This is a genomic window from Enterococcus sp. DIV0703, assembly GCF_051711065.1.
Classification (GTDB): domain Bacteria; phylum Bacillota; class Bacilli; order Lactobacillales; family Enterococcaceae; genus Enterococcus_B; species Enterococcus_B hirae.
The window spans coordinates 1,368,583-1,393,763 of record NZ_JBIOLX010000001.1; the positions used below are offsets into that span (position 1 = coordinate 1,368,583).

General features: G+C 36.3%; 20 protein-coding genes and 1 pseudogene. 20 read left to right on the forward strand and 1 reads right to left on the reverse strand.

Annotation, left to right across the window (positions count from 1 at the left end; all coding sequences use genetic code 11):
* Nucleotides 1–177 precede the first annotated feature (177 nt).
* The 9 genes and pseudogenes from IGK81_RS06205 to IGK81_RS06245 all read left to right on the forward strand — a co-directional run bounded on the left by IGK81_RS06205 (nt 178) and on the right by IGK81_RS06245 (nt 8,298).
* On the forward strand, nt 178–351 hold the full coding sequence (locus tag IGK81_RS06205; RefSeq protein ID WP_010719204.1) for a hypothetical protein: 174 nt from the start codon (nt 178–180) through the stop codon (nt 349–351).
* 243 nt (nt 352–594) lie between these two features.
* Entirely contained in the window at nt 595–1,854 is a 1,260-nt protein-coding gene (locus tag IGK81_RS06210) for a hypothetical protein (protein ID WP_431393352.1), read from the forward strand.
* 146 nt (nt 1,855–2,000) lie between these two features.
* Nucleotides 2,001–2,560, forward strand: a pseudogene (locus IGK81_RS06215) (transposase); the annotation flags it as partial.
* A gap of 405 nt (nt 2,561–2,965) precedes the next feature.
* Nucleotides 2,966–3,688 carry an ATP-binding cassette domain-containing protein gene (locus IGK81_RS06220; RefSeq protein WP_034697899.1) on the forward strand — a complete coding sequence of 241 codons (723 nt, stop codon included), beginning with the start codon at nt 2,966–2,968 and terminating at the stop codon, nt 3,686–3,688.
* Nucleotides 3,685–4,356 (forward strand): methionine ABC transporter permease, encoded by a 672-nt coding sequence (locus tag IGK81_RS06225; RefSeq protein ID WP_034697902.1) that lies wholly within the window; start codon nt 3,685–3,687, stop codon nt 4,354–4,356. Before IGK81_RS06220 ends, IGK81_RS06225 begins: the two co-directional genes overlap by 4 nt.
* Nucleotides 4,357–4,367: 11 nt before the next feature.
* Nucleotides 4,368–5,180: a MetQ/NlpA family ABC transporter substrate-binding protein gene (locus tag IGK81_RS06230; protein WP_034697904.1), complete on the forward strand. Its 813-nt coding sequence runs from the start codon at nt 4,368–4,370 to the stop codon at nt 5,178–5,180.
* A 263-nt stretch (nt 5,181–5,443) separates the two neighbouring features.
* A complete protein-coding gene (locus tag IGK81_RS06235) occupies nt 5,444–6,250 on the forward strand; it encodes a YusW family protein (RefSeq protein ID WP_034697906.1) in 807 nt (268 codons plus the stop codon).
* Nucleotides 6,251–6,422: 172 nt separating this feature from the next.
* Nucleotides 6,423–6,758: a PadR family transcriptional regulator gene (locus IGK81_RS06240; protein ID WP_034697908.1), complete on the forward strand. Its 336-nt coding sequence runs from the start codon at nt 6,423–6,425 to the stop codon at nt 6,756–6,758.
* A complete protein-coding gene (locus IGK81_RS06245; protein WP_080704581.1) occupies nt 6,739–8,298 on the forward strand; it encodes a DUF4097 family beta strand repeat-containing protein in 1,560 nt (519 codons plus the stop codon). Before IGK81_RS06240 ends, IGK81_RS06245 begins: the two co-directional genes overlap by 20 nt.
* 145 nt (nt 8,299–8,443) lie before the next feature.
* Here IGK81_RS06245 and efbA read toward each other — a convergent pair whose 3' ends face one another.
* On the reverse strand, nt 8,444–10,153 hold the full coding sequence (gene efbA, locus IGK81_RS06250) for a fibronectin-binding protein EfbA (RefSeq protein WP_034697911.1): 1,710 nt from the start codon (nt 10,151–10,153) through the stop codon (nt 8,444–8,446).
* Nucleotides 10,154–10,355: 202 nt separating this feature from the next.
* On the opposite strand from efbA, the gene IGK81_RS06255 reads away from it, so the two are divergent.
* The 11 genes from IGK81_RS06255 to IGK81_RS06305 all read left to right on the forward strand — a co-directional run bounded on the left by IGK81_RS06255 (nt 10,356) and on the right by IGK81_RS06305 (nt 25,076).
* Nucleotides 10,356–11,000 (forward strand): hypothetical protein, encoded by a 645-nt coding sequence (locus IGK81_RS06255; protein ID WP_034697913.1) that lies wholly within the window; start codon nt 10,356–10,358, stop codon nt 10,998–11,000.
* Nucleotides 11,001–11,356: 356 nt separating this feature from the next.
* The gene (gene trpX / locus IGK81_RS06260) at nt 11,357–12,397 is read left to right on the forward strand and encodes a tryptophan ABC transporter substrate-binding protein (protein ID WP_034697916.1); all 1,041 of its coding nucleotides are present in this window, start codon (nt 11,357–11,359) and stop codon (nt 12,395–12,397) included.
* Nucleotides 12,394–13,275, forward strand: a complete 882-nt coding sequence (locus IGK81_RS06265; protein WP_010737553.1) for an ABC transporter permease — start codon at nt 12,394–12,396, stop codon at nt 13,273–13,275. Before trpX ends, IGK81_RS06265 begins: the two co-directional genes overlap by 4 nt.
* Before the next feature lie 2 nt (nt 13,276–13,277).
* Complete coding sequence (locus IGK81_RS06270; RefSeq protein ID WP_431393350.1) at nt 13,278–14,048, forward strand: ABC transporter ATP-binding protein; 771 nt, start codon at nt 13,278–13,280, stop codon at nt 14,046–14,048.
* Nucleotides 14,049–14,314: 266 nt separating this feature from the next.
* Entirely contained in the window at nt 14,315–15,178 is an 864-nt protein-coding gene (locus IGK81_RS06275; RefSeq protein WP_431393348.1) for a shikimate dehydrogenase, read from the forward strand.
* 127 nt (nt 15,179–15,305) lie between these two features.
* Nucleotides 15,306–16,493 (forward strand): LCP family protein, encoded by a 1,188-nt coding sequence (locus IGK81_RS06280; protein WP_034697922.1) that lies wholly within the window; start codon nt 15,306–15,308, stop codon nt 16,491–16,493.
* Between the two features lie 264 nt (nt 16,494–16,757).
* Complete coding sequence (gene topB / locus IGK81_RS06285) at nt 16,758–18,947, forward strand: DNA topoisomerase III (RefSeq protein ID WP_431393346.1); 2,190 nt, start codon at nt 16,758–16,760, stop codon at nt 18,945–18,947.
* 102 nt (nt 18,948–19,049) lie between these two features.
* Nucleotides 19,050–19,334, forward strand: a complete 285-nt coding sequence (locus tag IGK81_RS06290) for a hypothetical protein (RefSeq protein WP_174270245.1) — start codon at nt 19,050–19,052, stop codon at nt 19,332–19,334.
* A 555-nt stretch (nt 19,335–19,889) separates the two neighbouring features.
* Nucleotides 19,890–21,581, forward strand: coding sequence for a hypothetical protein (locus tag IGK81_RS06295; protein WP_438757727.1), 1,692 nt, complete (start codon nt 19,890–19,892; stop codon nt 21,579–21,581).
* 171 nt (nt 21,582–21,752) lie between these two features.
* Complete coding sequence (locus tag IGK81_RS06300; protein ID WP_051641750.1) at nt 21,753–23,663, forward strand: hypothetical protein; 1,911 nt, start codon at nt 21,753–21,755, stop codon at nt 23,661–23,663.
* 426 nt (nt 23,664–24,089) lie between these two features.
* On the forward strand, nt 24,090–25,076 hold the full coding sequence (locus IGK81_RS06305; RefSeq protein ID WP_034697928.1) for a hypothetical protein: 987 nt from the start codon (nt 24,090–24,092) through the stop codon (nt 25,074–25,076).
* Nucleotides 25,077–25,181: the final 105 nt, after the last annotated feature.

Sequence of the window (25,181 nt, forward strand, 5' to 3'; positions counted from 1 at the left end):
GCTCTTATTGACTGTGGATGTGGAAATAATTTTTTATAAATAAAGGACAATACAGAAAAAATGAACGATTATGACATGAAAACTATTTTTTATGACTTTTATATATATAATTTGATTTCTCTGTTATGATTTATTCAGAAAGCGCTTTCTGTTTTTTGGATTTCGAGGTAATAGAAAATGAAAAATAAGTTTATCTTATCTTTAGATATTTTAACTATTGGAATTAGCGTATCTGAAAGCACAATCTCTGGATATGCTTCTACAATAAATGAACCATCTACTGTGGCAGATAGTAGCCAAGAATTAACTCTTTTAGATAAAAATGTAGTAGCTAAGGTAAATATCTATTAAAAGTGAAGCGTCTCTATGTGCACTCTATCGTTGGGTACAAAAATAGGAACGTGAAGGACTAGTTGGTTTGATTAGAAAGACTCGAACAGACTTTGGGAAAATTAAAGTTTCAGACGTTAGATTTTTGGTCTAACTTTTGATGATCGGTGCATTATGGCTTTTGAAACAGAATTTTTTCTGTATAAGTTTTTATTTTCCGTAGGATAAGTGAAAATCATTAAATGAAAAGGAGATTGATGGCATATGAGATTAGACAAAATGATAGTTACTGCTCTTAATGCTTTAAGCATAGCAAGTGGAATAGGCGGAGCAAGGACACTGCCTAGTTTAGACAACCAAAATCAAGGGAGGGGATTAGGAAAAGTACTAGATTTAGAAAACAGGAATGAAACCACCCGTTTATCTGATAAAACTTATTCACACAAAAAACTACACTCAAAACACAGAAATAAGGGGAACTTAAAACATTTAGATGAAATACAAGATGATGTTTCAAGACAGCCATATTCTGCTAAAAAATTTTTACATAAAAAAATAAAGAATCTTATTAAGCAAGAAGAGACAAATTTTAAAAAATTAAAAGAGGGAATATCTACTGAAAGTTCTATAGAAGTTAATCAATTACAAACGAATCTCCGGCGGGTTCAAAATTTTTGCTCGAAATTCCGTAAACTAAGAAATGATATAGTAATTGAATATGGTAAAATGACACAGCAAAAGGTAAATTTAAGAAAGCATAAAATAAAGAACAAAAAAATGCTTAAAGAATGCTATAAAGAAATAAAAGTTTTAAGTACAAATAAAAAGCATATCGACTATCTTATATCCAATTGTAAAGACATGGTAAATCAATTACAAGAGTCTATAGAATCAAAGAAAACCCATTCTGTGAGCACAAGTAAATCAACTATGACAACATCACACACAGAGCAACCTACGACAACATCACACACAGAGCAACCTACGACAACATCACGCACAGAGCAACCTACGACAACATCACGCACAGAGCAACCTACTATTTCTCTACAAGAAACAGAACGTATTCTAATAAGAAGTAAAAAACTTATATCCCAGTTCAACGAGAAAACTCAAGAAATCAATGCTTTCCGTAGGCAAGAAAAAGAGTTACTTTTACTATTACAGGATCAGTATAGGACTCAATTTGAAAATCCTCGTAATATTAGTGACGTAAAAGCAGACCTTAATGAGATAAATCGTAACATAATTCCAAAATTAGAGTCGGAAAAATTTCATATTCAAGCTGAAATAATTAAGGAGGTAAATCATATAAATTCGCTTGAAGGCCAAGGGAAAATAAGTCCTTTTGAAGCAAAAAAGTTTCTTAATGAGTATAATAAACTCAATATTAACTTTGCTAAAGAAAGAAACAAAAGAGACATATCATTGAAACAGAACCTTTCAAAAAAACTAGAAAGTATAGTTTTAAATAATTCAGAGAAACCTATTGCACAAAATACAACTATATCTATGACAAGATAGTCTACAAAAAGTGTGTAAACCTTGGCTCTTTGTCAATAAGGACTGATGAGTGGTGTAAAATCAAATCTGGGTCAGAATGAACCTCATTCTGTCTCAGATTTTTTTGTTATTTCATGTTGATCAATTGATTAATCAAAAAAATCCTAAGTTATCACAAAGAAAACAAAAAGAAATACAAGGAGAATCCATTTAACCTGGAAAACTGGCACTACCTTGAAGAACAAGATGAATACATTTGCCCAGCGAATCGTCCGATACCGTTCAAAAATGATAGTCGAAAGATAAAGGTGGCTTTATTCAAGATTTCAAAATCTATGAATGTGAGGATTGTCGGAACTGTCCAGTCCGTCGTTAATGTACGCGTGCGAAAAGTGAACAAAAGCGAAAAATTCAAGTAAATAATAATGGGCGCTATTTCAAAGCAGAATGCAGAAAAAAGCTTTTAGAGGAGAAAATCGAGGTCGAACCAGTGTTCGGGCATCTAAAGACTCACTTGGCGTTCCATCGTTTCCATTTACGTGGGAAACAAGGAGCAACGATTGATATTGGTTTGGCACTGATGGCATTAAATTTAAGAAAATTAGGAAAATATATGGAGAGGAAAGTGTACATAATAGAAAAAATAAGTTCGATTTTGACACTAGCCATCAAAGTCGAACTTATTTTCTTTTTGAGAAAGAACTATTGTCCCGCTCTCAAATTATAGAGCCATTGAAAAAGTGGTTGAACGATCGACAACAGCGATCGTTTGACCGCTTTTTCTTTTCCTCCTATTTTTCGTTTTAATGAAAAATAAACTGAATTTGTTGAAAAAAGAAATAACAACGTTGTTAGCTTATGGTGATTAATGGCAATAGATAGAATACATGCTTGTTACAGTGAGGGTTCTTAAAAGATACAGATAAATCGGTTTATAAAACACCATTATTAATACAGTTAAAAAACAGATAGAAGATGAGTAAAAAAGTTGCTTTTTTACGAATACTCCGCCATTATAGAAACAGTTAGTATTTAGGAAGCGTTTTTTATTCAAATAGAAAATCAATAAGCTGATTTATCTATTTTTATCAAACAGTTTGATAAGGTGTACTATTTTTCGTTGGAGGAACAGATGATTGAATTGATCAATGTAACTAAAAGCTATGAAGGCACGCAAGCGGTAAAGAATATTCATTTGACAATCGAACCAGGTGAGATCATCGGAATCGTGGGAAAAAGCGGTTCTGGTAAATCCACGTTACTTCGTTTGTTGAACTTAATGGAAGAACCTAGTAGTGGGGAAATCCTAATCGATGGTGTGGCCGTTCAAAAGTTGAACAAAAAAGAAAAAAGGCAGCAAAAACAAAAAATGGGGATGATTTTCCAAAACCATAATCTATTAGATAACTTGAAGGTCTATGAAAACGTAGCATTACCATTGAAGCTGCAAAAGAAAAAGAATCGTGAAAAAATCGATTATTTATTAAATTTTGTTGGGATGGCTCATAAAGATGCTGTTTATCCAGTAAAACTATCTGGCGGTGAAAAGCAACGAGTGTCGATTGCTCGGGCGTTGACACGTGACCCAGAAATTTTATTGTGTGATGAAGCCACCAGCTCACTAGATGAAGAAAATACGGAAAGTGTGATTCGTTTATTGCATAAAGTCCATGAAGAATTCCAGCCGACAATTTTCTTTGTTAGTCACGAATTAGAAACCGTGAAAAGCTTATGCCAACGAATTTTGGTCATGGAAAATGGCGAGTTGATTGGCGAATTAAGAAATCACCCACAACGTTATACGGAAGAAAACTTGACGTATTTTGAAAAAATAAAAAGGAGCTTAGCGCAATGATTCATTCACAAAGCATGATGGAGTATTGGCCAGCGCTACTGACCAGTCTCGAAGAAACGGGCATCATGATGGCTATTTCGATGGGCGTGTGTGTGGTTGGCGGATTGCCACTAGGTTTAGGGTTGTTTTTGGCGAATCCTAAAGTTCGTGGTCGTTATCCTTGGATTTATTGGACTTTGAATTTTTTAGTCACAGTGATCCGCTCTTTTCCCTATCTATTATTTGTGATTGCGTTGATCCCAGTAACTCGTGCGGTATTAGGCAAAGCCTTTGGTCCTATACCAGCTTCTGTACCACTTAGTATCATTGCGATCACTATCTTTGCCCGGCTAGTTGAACAGGTCTTGCTGGATGTTTCTGACGAAACTTATGCATTGGCCAATTCATTAGGGACGACTCGCTTTCAATATATCTGGCATTTTTTACTAGTAGAAGCGAGAAGTGGTTTAGTCTTGGCGTATACGACGACGACTGTCAGTATGGTTTCCTATTCGACTGTCATGGGAGTCATTGGAGGTGGCGGAATTGGTGATTTTGCTGTTCGTGTCGGTTATCAACGCTATGAATATGGGGTCATGTATGTCGCCATTGTGATCATGATCGTTTTAGTCTTTATTTTACAAATGCTGGGAAACTTTGTTGCTCAGACACTGGATAAACGAAAATAGGAGGAAGAAGAATGAAGAAGTTTTATTTGATTGGTTTCGCAATGATTGCGATCTTAACTTTAGCAGCTTGTGGAGGTCATTCAGCGGATAAAGACAAAAAGGAAATCAAAGTGGCTGTTCAGTTAGAGTCATCAAAAGATATTTTGGAGATTGCCAAAAAAGAAGTGGAGAAACAGGGTTACACCATTGATATTATGGAAGTAAGTGACAATGTAGCTTATAATGATGCCGTTCAACATGATGAAGCAGATGCCAATTTTGCACAGCATGAACCGTTTATGGAAATGTTCAATCAAGAAAAAAAAGCAGATTTAGTCGCCGTTCAACCCATTTATTATTTTGCGGGGGGCTTTTATTCCAAAAATTATAAGAATGCTGATCAATTACCCAAAAATGCTAAAGTCGGTATTCCAAGCGATCCAACAAATGAAGGTCGAGCATTAGCGATCTTAAATAAAAATGGTGTTATCAAATTAAAGGATAACATGGGGTTCAACGGTACAGTGGCGGATATCGTTGACAATCCTAAAAATCTTCAGTTTGAACGAATCGATTTATTGAATTTAGTAAAAGCCTACGATGAAAAGGACATTGCGATGGTCTTTTGTTACCCTGCTTACTTAGAACCAGCGGGCTTATCGACCAAAGATGCGATTTTACTGGAAGATGAAGCTGCCAGCAAACATTACGCTTTGCAATTGGTAACGAGAGAAGGGGAAAAAGACAGCGAGAAAATCAACGTATTGAAAAAAGCAATGACGACGAAAGAAGTCGCTGAGTATATTAAGAAAAATTCGAAAGGCGCAAATATTCCAGCTTTTTAAAAGAACAAAGAAAGTGAGAAGAAATCAACAAAACGCCTGTTTTTAACAAACGAGTAAGGGTGGCATTCGACATCTTACTCGTTTTTTTGCTGTCATGAAAGACAAGAGTGAAGTTTCTTGGATGAACCCGTTCAAGGATAGCAACAGATAAACCAAACGCTAACGATTAACTTTTTTACTATTATTTGACACTAAGTACTATTCATTGTATATTAGTGGTGCAACACAGAAATACTTACATATATCAGAAAGAAGGAATACATATGAAAATGAAAAAATTGACAGGTTTATTATTAGCGGGAATCATTCTATCCACTGGAGCCACTACTTTGGTAAGCTCGCCAGATGTTTGTGCTGCAACAGTAATTTCAGAAAACCAGTATGAGAAGATCATGAGTTTTACCAAAGCAGACTTAATAGCTGTAACGGGAATAGTGTTAGAACCAACAGAAGCGTCCATTCAGCGCATGTATGATTCATTGAAAAACGAACGTGTTTGGTTGGCTCTTGGCTATTCTTCGACTGAAGCACAACGAATTACTAAAAGAATGGCGCAAAGTACATATCAAGCAATAGGTATTTTGACAAGTATGGCAAATAACCAAAATATCCAATTGAAAGTCGTTGTCATCAACAAACCTAATTACAGTACAATAAACATTGGGACAATTGGATCTGTCGACAAGCCAACCGTCCCAAAAGATGAACCTGAAAAAGAAGACACCAACAAACCAGGCGATTCAGCGCTACGTGCATTGGTAAAAGAAATTGAAATTGAAATCGAGTATCAGAAAGAGAAAATCAAACTAGATTATGAAGTCAAGTCAAATGGCAAAATCAAAGCAGAAGTCAAAAATGAACAAACAGGTCTTAAGTTACAGGATGCAAAAGCGCAGACCTATGTCGAAACACTGTTTGTAGGACTAGATGCAAAAACAAGCAGTCAAGAAGAAATCAAAACGCATATCATGGAGCAGTTACATGCGAATCAAAAAGGGTTGAAAAAATTTGCTTTTAAAGTGAAATATGCAGATAAAACAAAAGTAGATTTCAAAATCAAGTATAAGTAGATCAGGAAAAAAGGTGTATAAGGAATAAATGGGAATGCGTTAGAGAATCAGTCTAACACAAGGTTCTCATGACTTTCTGTCCACCTTTTTCTTTTCTAGGGGGGAAAAATAAGGTAGACTCAAAATAGAGAAAAAGAAAACATGGCAGCATGGATTATGGAAGGTGAAGTTATTGGGAAAATCAAATCAATTTAAAAAAGGTGTATTGGAATTATGCGTTCTTTATTTACTGAAAAATAAGGATCGATATGGTTATGAAATTACCCAATTGGTCAATAAAAATATTCCGCTTACAGAAGGAGCGCTTTATCCAATATTGAGACGATTTGTCAAAGAAGGGTATTGTGTGACCTACCTTAAAGAATCAAAAGGAGGACCTGCACGCAAATACTACCAAATCACTTCACTGGGACAAGAATATCTGGCAGATTTAAATAAGGAATGGATGGTGTTTGTAGAAAATGTGGCATTGTTAAAACAGGAGGAAGATGAGAGAGCAAATGAATGATTTTTTTGAAGCGTTAGAAGGATTATTTTTAGAAAAAGATAAAGAAGCTTTTCTTGAAATAAAAGCAGATCTTTCAAGAGAAATCAAAGTAAGGATGGCAGAAGGAGAATCTTGTGAAGCGATTTTAAAAGCTCTGGGAAGTCCTCAAGAAATTGCTGAAGCTTATTATGAAGACCAGCGCTTAGAAAAAGCGATGAAAGCAAAGCAAGATATAATTGCTGGCGAAGACCTGGTACGTGAATATAAATTGAAGCGTAATTCTTGCTTAAAACGTTGGATGATCAAACTAGGTAAGTTATTCTTGTTTTTGTTCCAAATTTTATTGCTAGTGACTAGTTTCTATTTTTTGATGATGGTGCTATATTATCTGATTTATGAACAGGTTATGATGTGGGGAGCCGTGGCTTCGTCGTTATTTTCGTTATGCTTCGTTATTGTATTAAAGAAACCTGAGCAGGTAAGGAAGAGATTGTTTCTAGTTTATTTTGTGGGAATAGTTAGTTTTTTATGTAACCTATTACTTGTGTTCAATCACAGCTGGGTTTATCAAGGGCAATTTTTGACAAGAGACATAGAACTTAAAGCAAATGCGATTGAGTCGTTGAATGTGTCTTCCACATATCCAGTAGATATTAGTGTAATCCAACTATCCGAAAATGAAACAGCGAAAGTAGAAATCAAGGGTCATATCAGAAAGCAAGATCAAAAACAGCTATTCAGCATGAGTAGCAGCAAAATGAACATGACCATTGGACACCCAAGATTTTTTGACTGGTCACAAAGTATGGGAAAAGTCGAGGTCGTTTTTTATCTTCCGGAAAATACCAAACATAAATCCCTTCGTTTTAACTTAGAACAAGGAGAAGTAACGTTAAATCATACATATGCAAAAAAGATCAACTTGAAGATGAAAAAAGGACGAATAAGCATAACCGATGTTTATAGTAAAATGATCCAGATAAACAGCCAATCTTCCGATGTTAGTGTCCATCAATTTTTCTCTGAGCTGGCTATAAAAAATAAAGTTGGAAAAACAATTCTTTCTGATGGTCAAGGAAAAATCCGGGTAGTGACTGACAGTGGGGTAATAAAAGTTCTCTCAACGATGAGTGAAAAAATGGAATTGAATAATATCGAAGGAAAAAATATTGTTTCATCAGGAGCGATTCAACGATTGACTGCCCGTAATATGAAAGGGACTACGATTATTGAAAAACAAGCAGGAGACACATCGATAAAAAATGGCTCTGGGAAATTGGTGTTGACGGATTTAACTGGTGGTTTATCGGTAGGAAATGATTCAGGGACGGTTATCGTCAGTCAGCAAGTCCCTTTAGAAGCAACAGTGAAAAGTGCTAGTGGTCATGTGAAGTGGGTGCAGTCACAAGACGTTGTTAGTCGTTTTGATTTAAGTAGTACGTTCGGGGAAATAACTAATCAGTTTAAAGAGCAGACAAAAGACGAGGCGAACACTATAAACATCTCCACTGAAAAAGGCAATATCATGGTCTTAAAAAAGGAACTTGAGGGGAAAAGCTAGATAATAGAAACAAGTGCCTGTTCCAGAAAAATCATCCGATATTTTCTGGAAGGGGCACTTGTCATGTTAGCGAATAAAAAGGGGAGTGCTTACTCATCGATGATGGCCAGATGCGATACTGTTGACTAGATTAAATTGCATTATATCAGTTAGTCATCTGTTTCATCTTGTTGATCTTTTCTTCTTCTGGAGTAACAATGATCGTTTTTTGATTTTCATAGATCACATAGCCTGGTTTTGCGCCATTCGGTTTGCGCAAATGCTTGACTTGAACCAAGTCCACTGGTACTTGGGCGGAATGACGGTATTTTGAGAAATAAGCAGCTAATTCAGCGGCTTCAGTTATCGTTTCATCAGATGGCTGGTCACTTTTGATAATGACATGGGAGCCAGGAATATTTTTGGCGTGGAGCCAATAGTCTGTTTTCTTCGCCGTTTTTAAGGAAAGTTGATCATTTTGAAGATTGTTTTTCCCTACCAAGATCAACGTACCATCAGTAGAAAGATATTGATCTGGCTGTGAAGGTTTCTTGCGTTTTTGTTTTTTCGAAGATTTCTTTTTTAAATAACCTTCTGCTGTCAATTCTTCTTTGATCACTTCGATATCCATAGGTCCAGCAATCTCTAACTGAGACAAGACAGATTCTAAATAATCGATCTCATTTTTGGCTTCTTCGATCTGTTTACCAATCAATTTGACGGCATTTTTTAGTTTTTGGTAGCGATGGAAATATTTTTGGGCATTTTGATTGGGCGTTAATGCTGGATCAAGCTTGATTGTGATCGGCCGATCTTCTTCATAATAATTAGGCAATGTTACTTCATTTGCGCCCCGAGGTACTTGAGCCATAAAAGTAGTTAATAGTTCGCCATCTCGACGATAATCTTCGGCATTTTCCGAATCTTTTAAGGTCTGCTCCCGTTTTTTCAGTTTATTTCTGTTTCGTTTAAGCTCGTTTTCAATCTTGCGGATGAGCTCGCCACCTTGTTGTTTGGCACGGTCTTTTTCTGCTTTTTCTTGATAAAACGCATCTAATAACGCACTGAGAGTCGGGTACATCTTTTTTTGTTGCGTATTTGAGTCAAAGAAACGATAGTTGATCGGCGTAAAATATTCTTTCTCCGCTACTTCATAAAGGCTAGGGGAGCGTTGGGTATCGATTGCTGTGAAGAATTCTTGCCATACTAGCATTTTTTCATTAGGTCGTTCTGTTAAGCGAGCCACCAATTCTTGCGCAGTATCAAAACCGATTCCTTGAAATTGTTGTTGGATTCCTTTTGGTGTCAAGTCCATTTGAGAAAGCCGATGGAAGACTTTTTCTTTTTCCTGACTAAAGGGATTCAGCTGGTTTTGTTCAGGTGGAGCAATATAGTCTACACCAGGCAGAAGGGAACGATAGGTGTTTTGTGAACTACCAATATGCTTGATCGCATCTAAGATTTTTCCTGATTCTTTATTCACTAAGATGATCGTGCTATGACGTCCCATGAGTTCCACAATCAAGATGATATTTTGGAGATCTCCTAGTTCGTCTCGTTTCGTGAAATGAAAGTGGATCACTCGGTCGTTTTCGATTTGTTCGATCGACTCCAAAATTGCCCCATCAAGATGCTTGCGTAACATCATCACAAAGTTCGGTGGTGTGTCTGGATTTTGATAGTCGATCTGAGTGATCTGGATTCGAGCATAACTGGGATGTGCAGATAAGAGCAAACGCTGATTTTTACCACGTGAGCGAATCACTAATACGACTTCATTTTCGTAAGGTTGGTGGATTTTAGAAATCCGACCAGATAATAGAGTCTCACGCAATTCATTGATCATTGCATGAGTAAAGACACCATCAAAGGACATGGTTCATTCCTCATTTCTTTTCATAAGTAGTTTCATTATAACGAAAAAAACGTAGAAAGACCAATTTACTAGGTAGTTATAAACTGATTTGATCATAAAAAGATACTGGATTGAAAAATAATCGATATTCTTTAAATGTATTTTTTTCTATCTACCTCAAACTTAGGTATAATAAAAGAAAACGAAAAAGAAGGTGATCGCTATGTGGAAAGAGATAAGTGAGACCATCAAAGTCAAATACCATCATTTTTTGGCTGATTTCGATACGCATCCACAACGCTATTTTATACGTTTATTGTTCGTATTCCTTGTTTCACTGGTCATTACGATCACGATGTTTGTCTTTCCTAAAAATATTAGAGAAGCACAGGTGGAGAGCTTAGTCTATGCAGAAATCAATTCTCCTAAGCTTAAACCTTTGAATATCAATGAAGCCTCGCAAACAATTGAAGAAAGTAAAGCTATTTCAGTTTTGTTCAGTGTGCCAAGTGGAGAAATGTATCAAGCATTAATGGACATTTTTCATGATCCAAAAAAAATGGTGGAATTGAATCGCCCTATTTATTTTTACCCATTGGTTTATCAGGTCAATGAATTAGAACAACGCTACGATTTAAAGCAAGAGCATTTGACGGTAATCTTTTTCCAAAATGGCAAAGAAACCAATCGCTTAGTCTATAACGCAAATCAGTTAAGTGATTTCCCTACGCAGCTGATTCCCGAATTAAATCGTTTGCCATTAGCGAATATCAAAAAATTAGAAGAAGAACTTGGGAAAGAAACGCAAACGACTTCGACTAATGCTCAACTGGGAACAGATCTTAATGCTGGAAATAAGACGGAATAAAAAAACAGTTGACGAACATGCTAAATTCGATTAGACTTAGATTAATTATTAAGGAAAGGGTGATCCACAATGAACTTATCAAACCAATTTTTAGCAGGAACAACTCAAGCTTGGCGTAACTGGCGTAGATAAGTTGTATTGATGGCGAACTTTGACCGTAGATACAACTTTTTAGAGTACAAATCTAAAATTTGTATCTATGCTGGACAAGAAATTTGACTACCGCATAGATTTGATCTATGCGGTTTTTTGTATGTAAGAAGACAATTACCGTTGGGGTGATTGTCTTTTTTTGTCAGTTCGTGTCAGAAACCAGACTTGAATAATGATGATTAAAGGAATGAGGGGGAAGAAAAATGAAAAATAAACGTTTGATCACAGTTGTTGCACTTATTATGCTTTACTTAGTAGGAACCTTTATTTATGAAAAAATAACGCCTGCTTCTACTGAATCGAAACCAAAAGAAACGGATCAAACTGTTTCCGTTGGGGTTTTGCAATATGTGAGCCATCCGGCATTAGATGAAATTTACCGTGGGATCAAAGACGGTCTCGAACAATCAGGGCTTGAGGAAGGAAAAAATTTAACGATCTCCTTTCAAAACGGGCAAGCAGATCAAAGTAAATTAGCCACTATGAGTCAACAATTAGTACAAGCTGACCCAGATGTCCTAGTAGGGATCGCTACTCCGGCTGCTCAATCTTTAGCTAATGTAACGAATACGATCCCATTAGTCTTAGGTGCGGTCACAGATCCAGTTGGTGCCGGCTTAGTGAAGTCTTTAAAAGAACCAGGTGGAAACATCACAGGCGTATCTGATCAGCCGCCTGTTGAAGCGCAAATCAAGTTAGGCGCTGAATTGTTGCCGAATGCGAAGAAAGTCGGGATTTTATACGCTTCTTCAGAAGATAATTCAAAATACCAAGTAAGCCAAGCAGAAAAAGCGATTCAAAAAGCAGGTTTGACTTCAGTAAAATATGCTGTACCTTCTACGAATGAAATCGCCCAAACTGTCCAAGTGATGAGTCAACAAGTGGATTTCATTTATGTTCCTTTAGACAATACAATTGCTAATGCTATGCAGACAGTGGTAAAAGAAGCTGATAAAGCGAAGATCCCAGTGATCCCTTCAGTTGATTCAATGGTCGAACAAGGTGGCTTGGCAACGATCGGAATCAACCAATATGATTTAGGTGTCCAAAGTGGGAAAATGGCTGCGATGCTTGCACTAGGAAAAGAAAAACCAGCAACGACACCTGTTTACGTCTTTGATAAAGGCGATGTCATCATCAATGAAAAACAGGCGGAAAAATTAGGGATCACGATTCCTGATTCAATAAAGCAAGAAGCTAAAAATGTTTCAGAAGAACCGAAAGACGAGGGGGATGAACAATGATCGTATCAGCAATTTCACAAGGGATGTTATGGGCAATCTTAGGATTAGGAATCTTTATGACTTATCGGATTTTGGATTTTCCTGATATGACGACTGAAGGATCATTTCCATTAGGTGGAGCAGTTTGTGTGACAGCTATCACTCATGGGATTTCCCCAGTTTTAGCAACACTGCTTGGCGTTGGTGCAGGCATGCTTGCCGGACTAGTTACGGGGCTGTTGTATACCAAAGGAAAGATCCCAGTGATCCTTGCCGGAATCTTAGTTATGTCTGGATTAAACTCGGTGATTTTATTCGTGATGCGCACACCAAATCTTTCTTTATTGAATCATTCGATTTTACAAGATACGTTCAACGGTCTTCATTTACCTGACTATTTTGATACCGTGTTACTTGGCTTGCTTGCATTAAGTCTCTTGATTGGTGTCTTACTGTTCTTTTTCAATACCGATTTAGGTCAAGGGTATATCGCGACAGGAGACAACGAAACGATGGCTCGTTCCTTAGGGATCAAAACAGATCGAATGAAAATCTTAGGATTGACTCTTTCAAATGGTGTTATTGCTTTATCAGGTGCATTGATTGCACAAAATGATGGGTATGCCGATGTCAATAAAGGAATTGGTGTCATCGTGATCGGGCTAGCTTCTATCATTATTGGAGAAGTGATTTTCCACGAATTAACGTTAGCAGAACGCTTGATTGCCATTGTCGTGGGAAGCATCATCTATCAATTATTGATCCTGATCGTCATTAAACTTGGGTTTGACACAACATATCTCAAACTCTTCTCCGCTATTATTTTAGCCATTTGTTTGATGATTCCTCAGTTAAAACAAGCATTGAAACTTAAAACCGGTTTTGAAAAGGAGGTTTGACCATGACAGCGATCATCACAATTAAAAATGGAAAAAAAGTCGTTAGCAATGGCATGAACGAAGAAAAAGTATTATTAGATGGAATTGATTTGACAATCAATAAAGACGATTTTATTACGGTCCTTGGTGGAAATGGTGCGGGAAAAAGTACGCTGTTCAACACGATCGCAGGAACATTACAATTAAGTCAAGGGTCGATCGCTTTTAAAGAGCGGAATATCACGAAAGAAACAGAAGAAAAACGGGCTTCTTTTCTTTCTCGGGTGTTCCAAGATCCTAAGATGGGCACAGCTCCAAGGATGACAGTAGCAGAGAACTTGCTTTTGGCTCAAAAAAGAGGAAAGAAAAGACCCCTTCGTCTCCGTAACCTAAAGAACCAAAGAGAAACATTTTATCAATTGTGTCAAGAAGTTGGAAATGGGTTGGAGCAGCATTTAGATACGCCAGCTGGGGAATTATCAGGAGGGCAACGCCAAGCATTGAGTTTGTTGATGGCGACCATTGAAGCGCCTGAGTTGCTGCTATTAGATGAACATACAGCAGCGCTCGATCCTAAAACTGCCAAATCATTGATGCAATTAACCAATCGCAGGATTACTGAACAACACTTGACGTGCTTGATGATCACCCACCGGATGGAAGATGCCTTGAATTATGGGAATCGTCTGATCGTTTTACAAAAAGGACGGATCGTGAAAGATTTGTCTAAAGAAGAAAAAGAGCAATTGTCACTAGCGGATCTATTACAATTTTTTGAAGAAGTGTTAGATTAGTTTTTGATTACTGACTGCTTTTCCTTCTACTTTGTGCCTAGTATGCCTATAGTACATTGATTTGTTTTAAATGAATGAGAAAGAGGCCCCGCTTGTTTGACAATCATGTTGACAAGTTTCTCATACCTCCTTTAAACTTAGAAAGACTCGTCAATCATAGACATAAGAAAAAGCACAAGAAACAGAACTAAACAATCGACCATCTGATGTCTCGTGTCATGTTTACGAGGATTGGATGGTTGTTTTATTTTATAAGGAGGAAAAAGATGATCTCTGGTAAAACAAAACTCACAGGCTTTTTTGCAAAGCCTGCTTCTCATAGTCTTTCACCGCTCATGCACAATCTGGCATTTTCACATTGGGGTATTGATGCCGTTTATCTGGCTTTTGAGGTAGATCAAACGAACCTAAGACAAGCCGTTGAGAGTATCCGCACATTAGATATGTTGGGCGTAAATGTTTCAATGCCGAATAAAACGGCTGTCTTGGCATACCTTGATCAGTTAAGCCCTGAAGCGGAATTGATCGGAGCGGTCAACACGATCGTTCACCAGGAGCAACGTTTGATTGGCTACAATACAGATGGTATAGGATTTGTACGTTCCGTCAACGAAACGGGGCATCCAATCAAAAATCAAAAAATCGTTGTTCTGGGAGCAGGTGGTGCAGCAAAAGCAATTGTCGTACAAATGGCACTAGAAGGCGCACAAGAAATCACGATTTACAAACGTTTGAATGCCACTTTTTTACCACTAAAAGAGTATTTTGCGAAAGTCTCTGAGAAAACAGGTTGTCCCATCCGACTACATGATTATGCGGACGAAAGTCAACTGGCATTAGGATTAAGTCAGGCGAATCTATTGATCAACGCAACTGATATCGGAATGGGAAGCAAGAAAGACCAAATACCGATTGCTGATGTAAAGTTGTTGCATTCGCAATTAGCCGTCTTTGACTTGATCTACTCCCCTAGTGAGACACGATTAATCCAAGAAGCCAAAAAAATGGGAATCAAAGCCTATAATGGTTTAGGTATGTTGATTCATCAAGGAGCAATTGCTTTTGAACTGTGGACACATCGAGAAATGCCAGTCCAGAACATACGAGAACGATTAGAACAAGAAGTGTGACGAGCTTTACGTGTAATGGCTTGTCTCATTTCGTTATTTTTTATTAAATTGTGGTTCAAATAGCTGTTTTTATCAAGAAGATAGCGTATCCTTTATTTACTTGTACAGATAGCAGGGAGGAAACAAAATGAGTCGGATGGATCGTTATAAGAACATCCATAAAAAAGCAAAACCATTAAAAAAAGAATCAACCGGTTTTTTTAGACGTGAACGTCAAAAGGACAAAGCGTTGAATGATTCAAGAGATGAAGCTACTCGGATCTATCAACCTGATCAGGATTCTTCTTATTCTTCCAGAGAAGGACAAGCTAATGACTATCAAACCCCTTATTCCTATGCAAAAGCAGGAAACAAAAAAGGATTTAATCAAACGAAGAAAAGCTTTTTTAAGAGGAAGAAAGAGCCAAAAGAAGTTCGTCCAAAAAAGAAACGTTCGTGGGGGAAAATCATTCTAGGCATTATCCTATTTTTATTCTTATTTTCAGTCATTTCCTTTTTTGTCGGGAAATCCATGGCAGAACATGATACCAGTTTGCCGAGTGTTACAACGGAATCATTTGATGGTGTACAGTCTTCGAGTGGCGCACATAATATTCTGATATTAGGTAGTGACACGAGAGGTGAGGATGCTGGTCGTGCAGATACGATTATGGTGTTACAGTTAGATGGACCTGCTCATAAACCAAAATTGATCTCATTTATGCGTGATAGTTTTGTAACAATTCCAGGAGTTGGTCAAAATAAGATCAATGCAGCTTATGCTTATGGCGGTGCTGATCTGGTCCGTCAAACCATCAAAGAAAATTTTGGACTTGATTGCCAGTATTACGCAAAAGTCGATTTTAAATCGTTTGAAAAAGTGGTCGATGCATTGTTTATGAATGGTATCAAGATCGATGCAGAGAAAGATTTGAATCTGGATGGTGTTGATATCAAAAAAGGTGTCCAAAAAATGGATGGTCATACACTTTTACAGTATGCACGTTTTAGAAAAGACGAAGAAGGTGATTTTGGTCGAGTAAGACGGCAACAACAAGTCATGAATACGATTTTTAGTCAGCTAAAAAATCCCCTAAACTTGATTCGTGCCCCTTACGCTGCCGGAAAAGCCATTGGTTATACCTCAACGGATGTTTCATCATTGTTTATTATCAAAAATCTCTTGTCGATTGCTCGAGGTGTCGGTGGTGTGGATCGCTTAAGTGTGCCTGTTGAAGGTTCATGGAACTTCGGAAACAGTAGTTATGCCGGAAGTATTTTGGTGATCGACAATGACGCCAATCGCGCAGCAATCAGTGATTTTTTAAGTAAATAAATGGAAGAAAAGAAATAGGAAGTTACTCTCTGTAATCATCTATTTCACTTCGTTTAGGTAAAAGTCCTCCATTTTTAATAGGTGGACGATTCAACACTTTGGATTTTCACCAATTGTAAAAGCTAAGTTCATAAAACGACTGTTAGACAAGGGTCTTCAGTCGTTTTTTTCTTTTGAAAAAATAGTTTTTGGGTTGTCATATGCGAATGTTTGTTCCATAATAAAGAAGTCTGTTCTAAGACTGAGAATCATGGAGGGGATAAAATGAAAACTGTTATACTGGCTGAAAAACCTTCCCAAGCAAAAGCTTATGCTGAAACATTTAAGAAACGAATACGTCACGAAGGGTATTATGAGATCGTTGATCCGTTGTTTAGTGGGGAAGTAACGATTACTTATGGATTCGGTCACTTAGTGGACATGGTCCCTCCTGGTGAATATGAAGAACGCTGGAGTAAATGGTCCTTAGCTAACTTACCAATTTTCCCAGAAACCTTCCGCTATGAAGTGCCGAAAGAAAAACAAGCACAATTTTCAATCGTCAAAAAGGAATTACAATCAGCGGATACGATCATTATTGCGACAGATGGAGACCGTGAAGGAGAAGCCATTGCTTGGTCGATTATCATTCAAGCACAAGCCTTCACCAAAAGCAAAAAGTATCAACGTTTGTGGATCAATTCGCTGGAAAAAGAGGCGATTTATGAAGGCTTTAAAAACCTTCGTCCAGGCGAGAGCTATTTTCCTAAATATAAAGAAGCGAAAGCTAGACAGAATGCGGATTGGTTGATCGGGATGAACGGGAGTCCATTATATAGTCTCTTACTGCAACAAAAAGGGATCGATGGCAGCTTTTCTTTAGGACGTGTCCAAACGCCAACCTTATATATGATCTATCAGTTACAAGAAACAATTAAAAACTTCAAAAAAGAACCATACTATGAAATAGAAGCGACGATCAGTTGTGATGATGGACGGTTTACTGGGAAAATCGATCCCAAACAGAATTTTAAAACTCTCGAAGCACTACATCAAGCAATTGAAAAATCAGGTGCGCATTTAGGGAAGCAATCAGGACAGATCTTATCGGTCATTAAAAAAGAAAAACAACTAAGTAGTCCACGTTTATTTTCTTTATCTAGTCTCCAGACAAAAATGAACCAATTGATGAAGGTGAGTGTCAAAGCGACATTAGATGCTGCCCAAGGGCTCTACGAAAAGAAATTTTTAAGCTATCCTCGGACAGATTCTACTTACATTACTGAAAATGAACATCACTACTTGGTGAAAAACTTAGTACGTTATAAAGATTTTTTAGGGATCAGCAGCGTAGAGACTCCTGAAACATGGTCGAAAAAAAGATATGTTGATGCGACAAAAGTCCAAGAACACCATGCAATTATTCCAACAAAAACGATTCCTTCCAAGGAACGTTTTGCGCAATTATCACGTCTGCAACAAGCCATCTATTTACAAGTAGCGAAAACGACTATGGCAATGTTTGCCGAAAATTATGTATATGAAGAAACAACAATTTATACTGGTGTCCAAGAACTTCGCTTAAAAAGTACAGGGAAAATCCCAATCAAAAAAGGGTGGCAAATGATCTTAGCAACCAAAAGCAAGCAGAAAGAAGTCCAAGTATTACCAGATGTGGTAAAAGGTCAGGTGGTCGGCGTTGATCTGAAAAGTATTCAAAAAGAAACCCAACCACCAAAACCATACAACGAGGGAACACTAATCACTGCGATGAAAACGGCAGGGAAAACATTGGATGATGAAGAAGCACAGGAAATCTTAAAAGAAGTTGAGGGAATCGGAACAGAAGCGACTCGAGCCAATATTATTGAAAATCTAAAGCAACGTCACTATATCGAGGTCACTAAAAATGAAATCACTGTTACGGCTAAAGGAATCACTCTTTGTAAAGCGGTCGCTCAAGAACCTTTGTTGACTAGTGCGGAAATGACTGCTCAGTGGGAAGGATACCTCAAAAAGATCGGTAACAATGAAGGCACACCCGAAGTCTTTTTAGCAAACATCAAAAAATTCATCCTTCATTTACTCGAATCCGTGCCAAAACAACTGACTTCAGTCGATTTATCTGAAGAAATCACTGGAACGCGCCAAATCAAAGCGCTGGAGAAGAAAAATGATCAACTAGGCAGATGTCCAAAGTGTAAACAAGGGATCGTCATGTTGTATCCAAAAGTAGCAACTTGTACCAATGCTTCCTGTGATTTTAAACTTTGGCCAACGATTGCAAAGAAGAAGCTGACGAAAACGATGATGCGGGAATTATTGTCTAAAGGTAAGACTAGTAAAGTAGTTAAAGGGTTGACTGGCAAAAAAGGGAAGTTTGATGCGGTACTAGAACTAAAAGCAGATTATTCGATCGGTTTTTCTTTTCCGTGGATGGAAAAATCAGGAGAAAAAAATAAAGAAGAAAAATAATTATTCCGAAAAGTGTTGATTTATTTATCCAAAAATAACATACGATTTATAAATAAGGAGTTTAAGCGTTTGAAAAAAGTTCATTCATTGTTAAATTATTTGATGGGAACGATCACGATCGTTGCTGTTTATCAAGCATTATTAAAATATCCAGAATATGGTACGAAATTATTGTCTATCACGAAAGACCCTACGGCTTACTCACCTACACTGCTACTATCAACACTAACTGCTGGAGCGAAAAGTGCTACATACTTTTTACACAAAACAAGTAGTCTGTTGAAACGAAAGAAACAACGCAAGCAATTACTGATGGTCATCGCAGCACTAGTAATCATTTACTTTCTACCCGTATTGACACAATTATGGCATCAGTATTTTGGTTGATTACCGGAAATAAACCACATTCACAGCTATAATAGAGCTTGATAATTCACTTTGAAATTTTTTTATCATAAAAGTATCATGATAAATTAGTAAAATATATAACTAAAGATCTTAGAACACATTTGTGTTTTAAGATCTTTTTCTATTGGAAATGCTAGGTTAAGTCCGTTTATTATCAAGGAATTAAGCTCACTTACTTATAACATCAATGAATATGTCGGTTATTGATTTGTTAGTGATTATAAGATTTGAACATTAGATGTTTAAGAATGAAAATTGTCGTTTTAGACAAGTTAACAGCTAAAGCTCGCAGAAGTGGGTACGACAATTCATAAAAAATTAGAGAATAACAAGTTATTTCTTGTGGTGCTTTTTATTTCTATTTATGGAAATTAATGGATTATTTCTCACAAATAATAATTATAAAATAAAAGCGCATTAAAAAATCTTTTGTTTCGACAAAATCTTATATGCCAGATATTTAATAAGGTTAAGAACTAAACAAATGATTATTTTTTATGCAAAAAATAACATAAATAGGAAGGTGCAATCATTATGCCGGAAACAAATAATCAAATCGAGGGTTCAACGTTAACGAATGATCAGGAGCTGTATGAACATCTGAATTTTTCTGAAGAAGAAATCGAAACAGATCAACAACAAAAAATAGGTGAACGTATTGATGTGAATGATCATATATTGTTGGATGGTATGATTTCAAACCATCAAAATGAGTTCTCTAAATTGCTCGATGATATAAAAATACCAAGCGAAAAAATACGTAATATTCATGATGATAATCCAATGAATAAACTACTATGCTTACACAAAGGCAAACTCTATTATATTGAAAATTTGGACCCACAAAAAGGAGAAAAAAAAGCTTATGTAATTGCTGAGGAAGTATGGTATGGAGATAAACGATTGTTCCAAGCGAACATTCAGCATAACATCAACCAAACCTTAATTAAATTTCCTAAGATGACAAAAAATAAGAAAAATGGTACTCGCACGTTACTTGCTAGTCCAAGTTTAGTGTACAATATTATCAAGAATAATGAGATTTTCGAAAATGCAAAAGAAACTCAGGGGATAGCTCGTACAGTAGCACAACCAGATCCAACATATATTGGTGAGCGTCTTAAGATAGGGATCCCCAAGTATGGAACTAGGGATCCGGAAATGAAAGTTCAATTAATGTTGCATGAAGATAAGCTCTATCAAATTGACCGCCAAAATAAACAGTCAAAACTACTCGCAGATAACGTAAAATTTCAATATGGAACAATCTATAAGAGAAATGAGCAAGGGCTAAGAATGGTGCTATTCAGTCCTAATACTCTTGAAGAGTCTCACAATATAGGTTTGATAAGATCATTTTTTACTAAAGAAAAAAGAGAAAAAACTCAAACGAAGTATGTAAGCGCCGATACCCTAGAGAACATCAATCAGCGATTACAATATTTTGAAATTATGGAAAAGAAGGATCAGATAGAAAGTAAACCTTGGCCTGAGGTGGATGTTGATAGCATATCATCGTTAAAGAAGTTAACAATAGTAAAAGATCCAAACCTTCACAACGATAAAGACCCAATCTATTACGATTACGACAAACGTGCTCTTTATAAGTTAGAGATTAACGATCGCGGGAAAGTCCAAAAAGCTTATTTGCTTACTAATAAACACCTTGATAATCAACTTCATAAAAGCCATCTTGCATTAAACGATATCAATAAAAATATAAAATTAAATTTATTTCCTGTACCAAAGTTGTTTTCGGGATTGGTGTGGACACAAAAAGGGGAAGTAGAAAAGAAAGTGGCGTATTTTATTGAATTCCAAAAAACGATTTCTCATGAAAATAGAAACAAAGATGTATATACACTTTTGTTGAAAGATACCAATTTGTATTTAGTTGATCATAAATCAAAGGTGGCTATGAAGGTTGCCGCTAATGTCAATTTTGAAGATGGTAAGATCAAATCAGATAATAAAATACTCTTATCCAACTTATCGCATAATGAAAATATGAAATGGCCAATATCTTCATACAAAGCTTCTAAAATTTTTGAAATAGCAAAAATAAACCAATCGAGGAACATTCCTCAACTAAGTAATAATGTAGTAGAGTTGCAAAAACGCTCAAAAGGAAAAAGCCAAACTCAAAGACAACTCCTGAATCAGAATCAGAAGATGGACACTCGTTCATGCGTTTCAATCGGAACAAGACCTGGAACATCTAGGTAATTATTGAAATTTATTGAAGGATTATTTCTTACAGGTAATAAGTATAAAATCAAAGTGCGCCAAAAATATTAGTTTTTAGAAATGTTTTACAGCTTAGAACTTAAAAAAGTTTAGGAACTAAACAAACAAGTTTTTATGTAAAAATAACATAAATAGGAAGGTGCAATCACTATGCCGAAAACAAATAATCAAAGCGAGAGTACAACGCTAACGAATGAGCAGGAGTTGTATAAACAGCTGAGTTTTTCTGAAGAGCAAATCAGGGAAGATCAAAATCAAACGACAAATAATAAGATTGATGTGAACTATCGTCTATTGGTAGCACATAGTATTTCAGAACGTGCAACTGATAACTCTGTATTCTCCAATAAGATAAAAAAACCAATAGAAAATCTAGATGAGATTCTAGATAATGATCCAAGCGATCAACTATTATGCTTGAACAATGGAAAACTCTATTTCATTGAAAATTTTGACCAAATAACAAGAAAAGGAACAGCTTATGTAATTGCTGAGGATGTAGAGTTTAAAGATAATGAATTGACACAAGGAAGCAAAGAGAAAAACAGCTACCAGAATTTAGTTGTACCCGCTAAGATGACGAAAAATGATTCAAAGGATACTCACACGTTATTTGTTAATTCACGTGTAGTGTACGATATCATCCAAAAGAATGAGCGTTACGAAAAAGCAAAAGAAGCCGAAAAAGCAGCGCGTACAATAACAGAACCAGATGAAACATACATTGGTGACAGTCTCAAGATAGGGATCCCGAAGCGAACGTCCTCCGATCTCATAGTGAATGTTCAATTAATGTTACACAAAGGCAATCTCTATCAATTGGACACAGAGAATAGGAAGTCGAAACTCATCGCTGATAACGTAGAACATCTAAAAGGGACATTTTACAAAAGAAATAGTCAAGGGATGAGAGTTACTCTGTTCCGATCTTCCAATGTGGAAAATGCTTATGCCAATAATTTCTTTGAAAGGAATTTTACTAAAGATAGAGATGAGAAAAAAAGAGATAAAACGGCAACGATGTGCGTGGATGGGGAAACTTTAGAAAAGATTAATCAGCGGCTAAAAGGTTTTAAAATTATGGAGGAGAAACAGCAGATAAAGAGTCGATCGGGTCGGATGGTGAATGCTAAAGCCTTTTCATCATTGCCAATACCAAAAAATCCAACTCCTCATCTAGCCCAAGATCTATTCTATTATAAAGAAGGGGAAATGAAAGATTTTCTTTATAAATTAAAGATTGAAACGATTGATGATCGTAAAGCGAAAGTTGTAAACGCTTATTTGATTGCTGGTGAAAACCTCTATAATTGGCCTGATGCAACACATATTGCATTAATGGACCCGAAGACAACTGTGAAAATAGATTTATTCTCTAAATTCGAGTTGTCAAATGGAATGATATGGTTACCAAAAGGAGAACTGGAAAAGAAAATTGCTTATCATGAAGAGGCTCGGAAACATTTTCCTACAGACCCTGATTATGATAACGTATATAACCTCAAGAAGCATGAAAACAGAAATAAAGATACGAAGATACTTTTATTGAAAGATAACGATTTATATTTAGTTGATCCTAAACAAAAAAGTGCTATGCAGGTTGCTAAAAATGTCCAAATTTACAACGGCAAGCTCAAATCAGGGGATAAAGTAATAGCATCCAACGTTCCAAACAACTCAAAGTGGAGTATATCCTCCGACGTTGCCGCTAAATTTGTAGAAATAGCGAAGATAAACCAAGCAAATAATATCGTTCAAGGTAGAAGTACGATAGAAGATTTGACAAACCGCGCAAAAGCATTAACCGAAGCTCTTAGCATTACTAAAAGCGAACTCAATATCCATGCTGCCACTAAATCCGCAGAAATGACGAAGACAAAATCAGTAGAGAACATTAGTCAAGGTGGAAGTTCGTTAGAAGATGCGACGACGCACGCTCAAGCGTTAATCAAACATGGTAACTTTACTCAAAGTGCCACTAATCTCACTGCTCTAAATAGACGGAGAATGAAACGTCCTGCACCACAACCTCAACAAAAAATTAATGACCCGTCTAGATAAAATGATTATAGTCTTCGGATTTATTGAATAAAAAGAACGAGTGATTATTATTTGTTTTAGTCTTAAAGTGGGGATCATTACTAAAATGAATATTCTAACCAAGTTTAAGGACATCAAAGGCGTACTACTACCTTTGATGTTTTTTTATGAATCTTTGGATAGACTTCATCAGCGAATGATTGTTCAACTTAACCGATTGCACCTTGCACGCTGGTGAATAGGTGATTTGCAGATAACAAAATTGAAAATGCTGACCTTTTTGTTTTGTCATTTTAAAATAAAAGTTTTATTTAAGCTGAAGTGTAGATATAGAATGGAAAGCGGATAAAAGCTGTTTGTTTCAGTAATTACTTGAAAAACGCAAAGAAAACTAGTACGACTGTAAATAAACGAACTTTTATACAAGGCCATAAAAGGAGAGGGAATATGACGATGAAGAAAAGCGACAAACTATCACCAGAGGAACGATATTTATCTCTGGCATTTTCTGCTGATCAAATCCAAGAACATAAACATTTAACACAGGAGAATGGGTTAAGGTTTCATCAGCAATTTGAGCAGAGAGACGAGAACGACTTTCATGAACAACTACACATGAAACTGCCCAAAAAATCGAAAAATACCGAGAAAAATCAGTTATTATATTATGATCATAAAGAGGAGAAGCTTTATAAGATCATTTCAAGCCAGAAAATTGTTAATAAAAAAAAGTCCTACCTAAATTGTCATGGAAAATTGATTACGAGTAACGTTAAATTTAGTGACGGTTCAAGAAAACTAGTCATAGACAATAAACAACAGAATCAAGAAACAACCTTGATTAAATTTGGGTTGGAAGAACTGTTTAATAGAAAAAAATCACGGTTTATATGGGTGACAACAGAAAAAGAAAATGAACTAATAAATATAGTTGGTTCTTTAAACAATAAAGACCAGGAACATCACCAAAATGATGGAGAGGTACAACATACTGATCACTCAAAACATAAACTTCAGGAATGGCTGAGTAAAAATGAACCGGTAGTATATTATCCATTAGATGCTAAAAACAAGAGCGGTTATGACAAAGACGAGCCATTACTATATTTTGGGAACAATAACCTATATAAGGTTGATCATGAAAAGGGGCGGGCGACCCTAATTGCTGAAGGAGTGCAGGAAATTAATCGAAGTTTTGTATGGAACGATGTTGCACTTCTAAAAAATTTACCGAAAGAATGTGGGGAAAATCAAGCCGTAAGAGTCGATGAAAAATGTTTAGAATCGATTCGAAAAGTAGTTGATATAGTTAAAAGAAAACAAATTTTGGAAAACAAACTAGAAAACAATATTGAACAAGCTAAGGCAAGATATGCACAAACATCTCCTAGTTTAACTTTGGCATCAGCAAACCATACTAATATAGACAGATAAAAAACTAATGTTCCTCGATTATAGTATTTCTTTAAAGATTAAGTTGAGTTGTTGCGTAATAATGATGTAAATGGATTCTTAAAATAGCATGAATGATTGCTATAA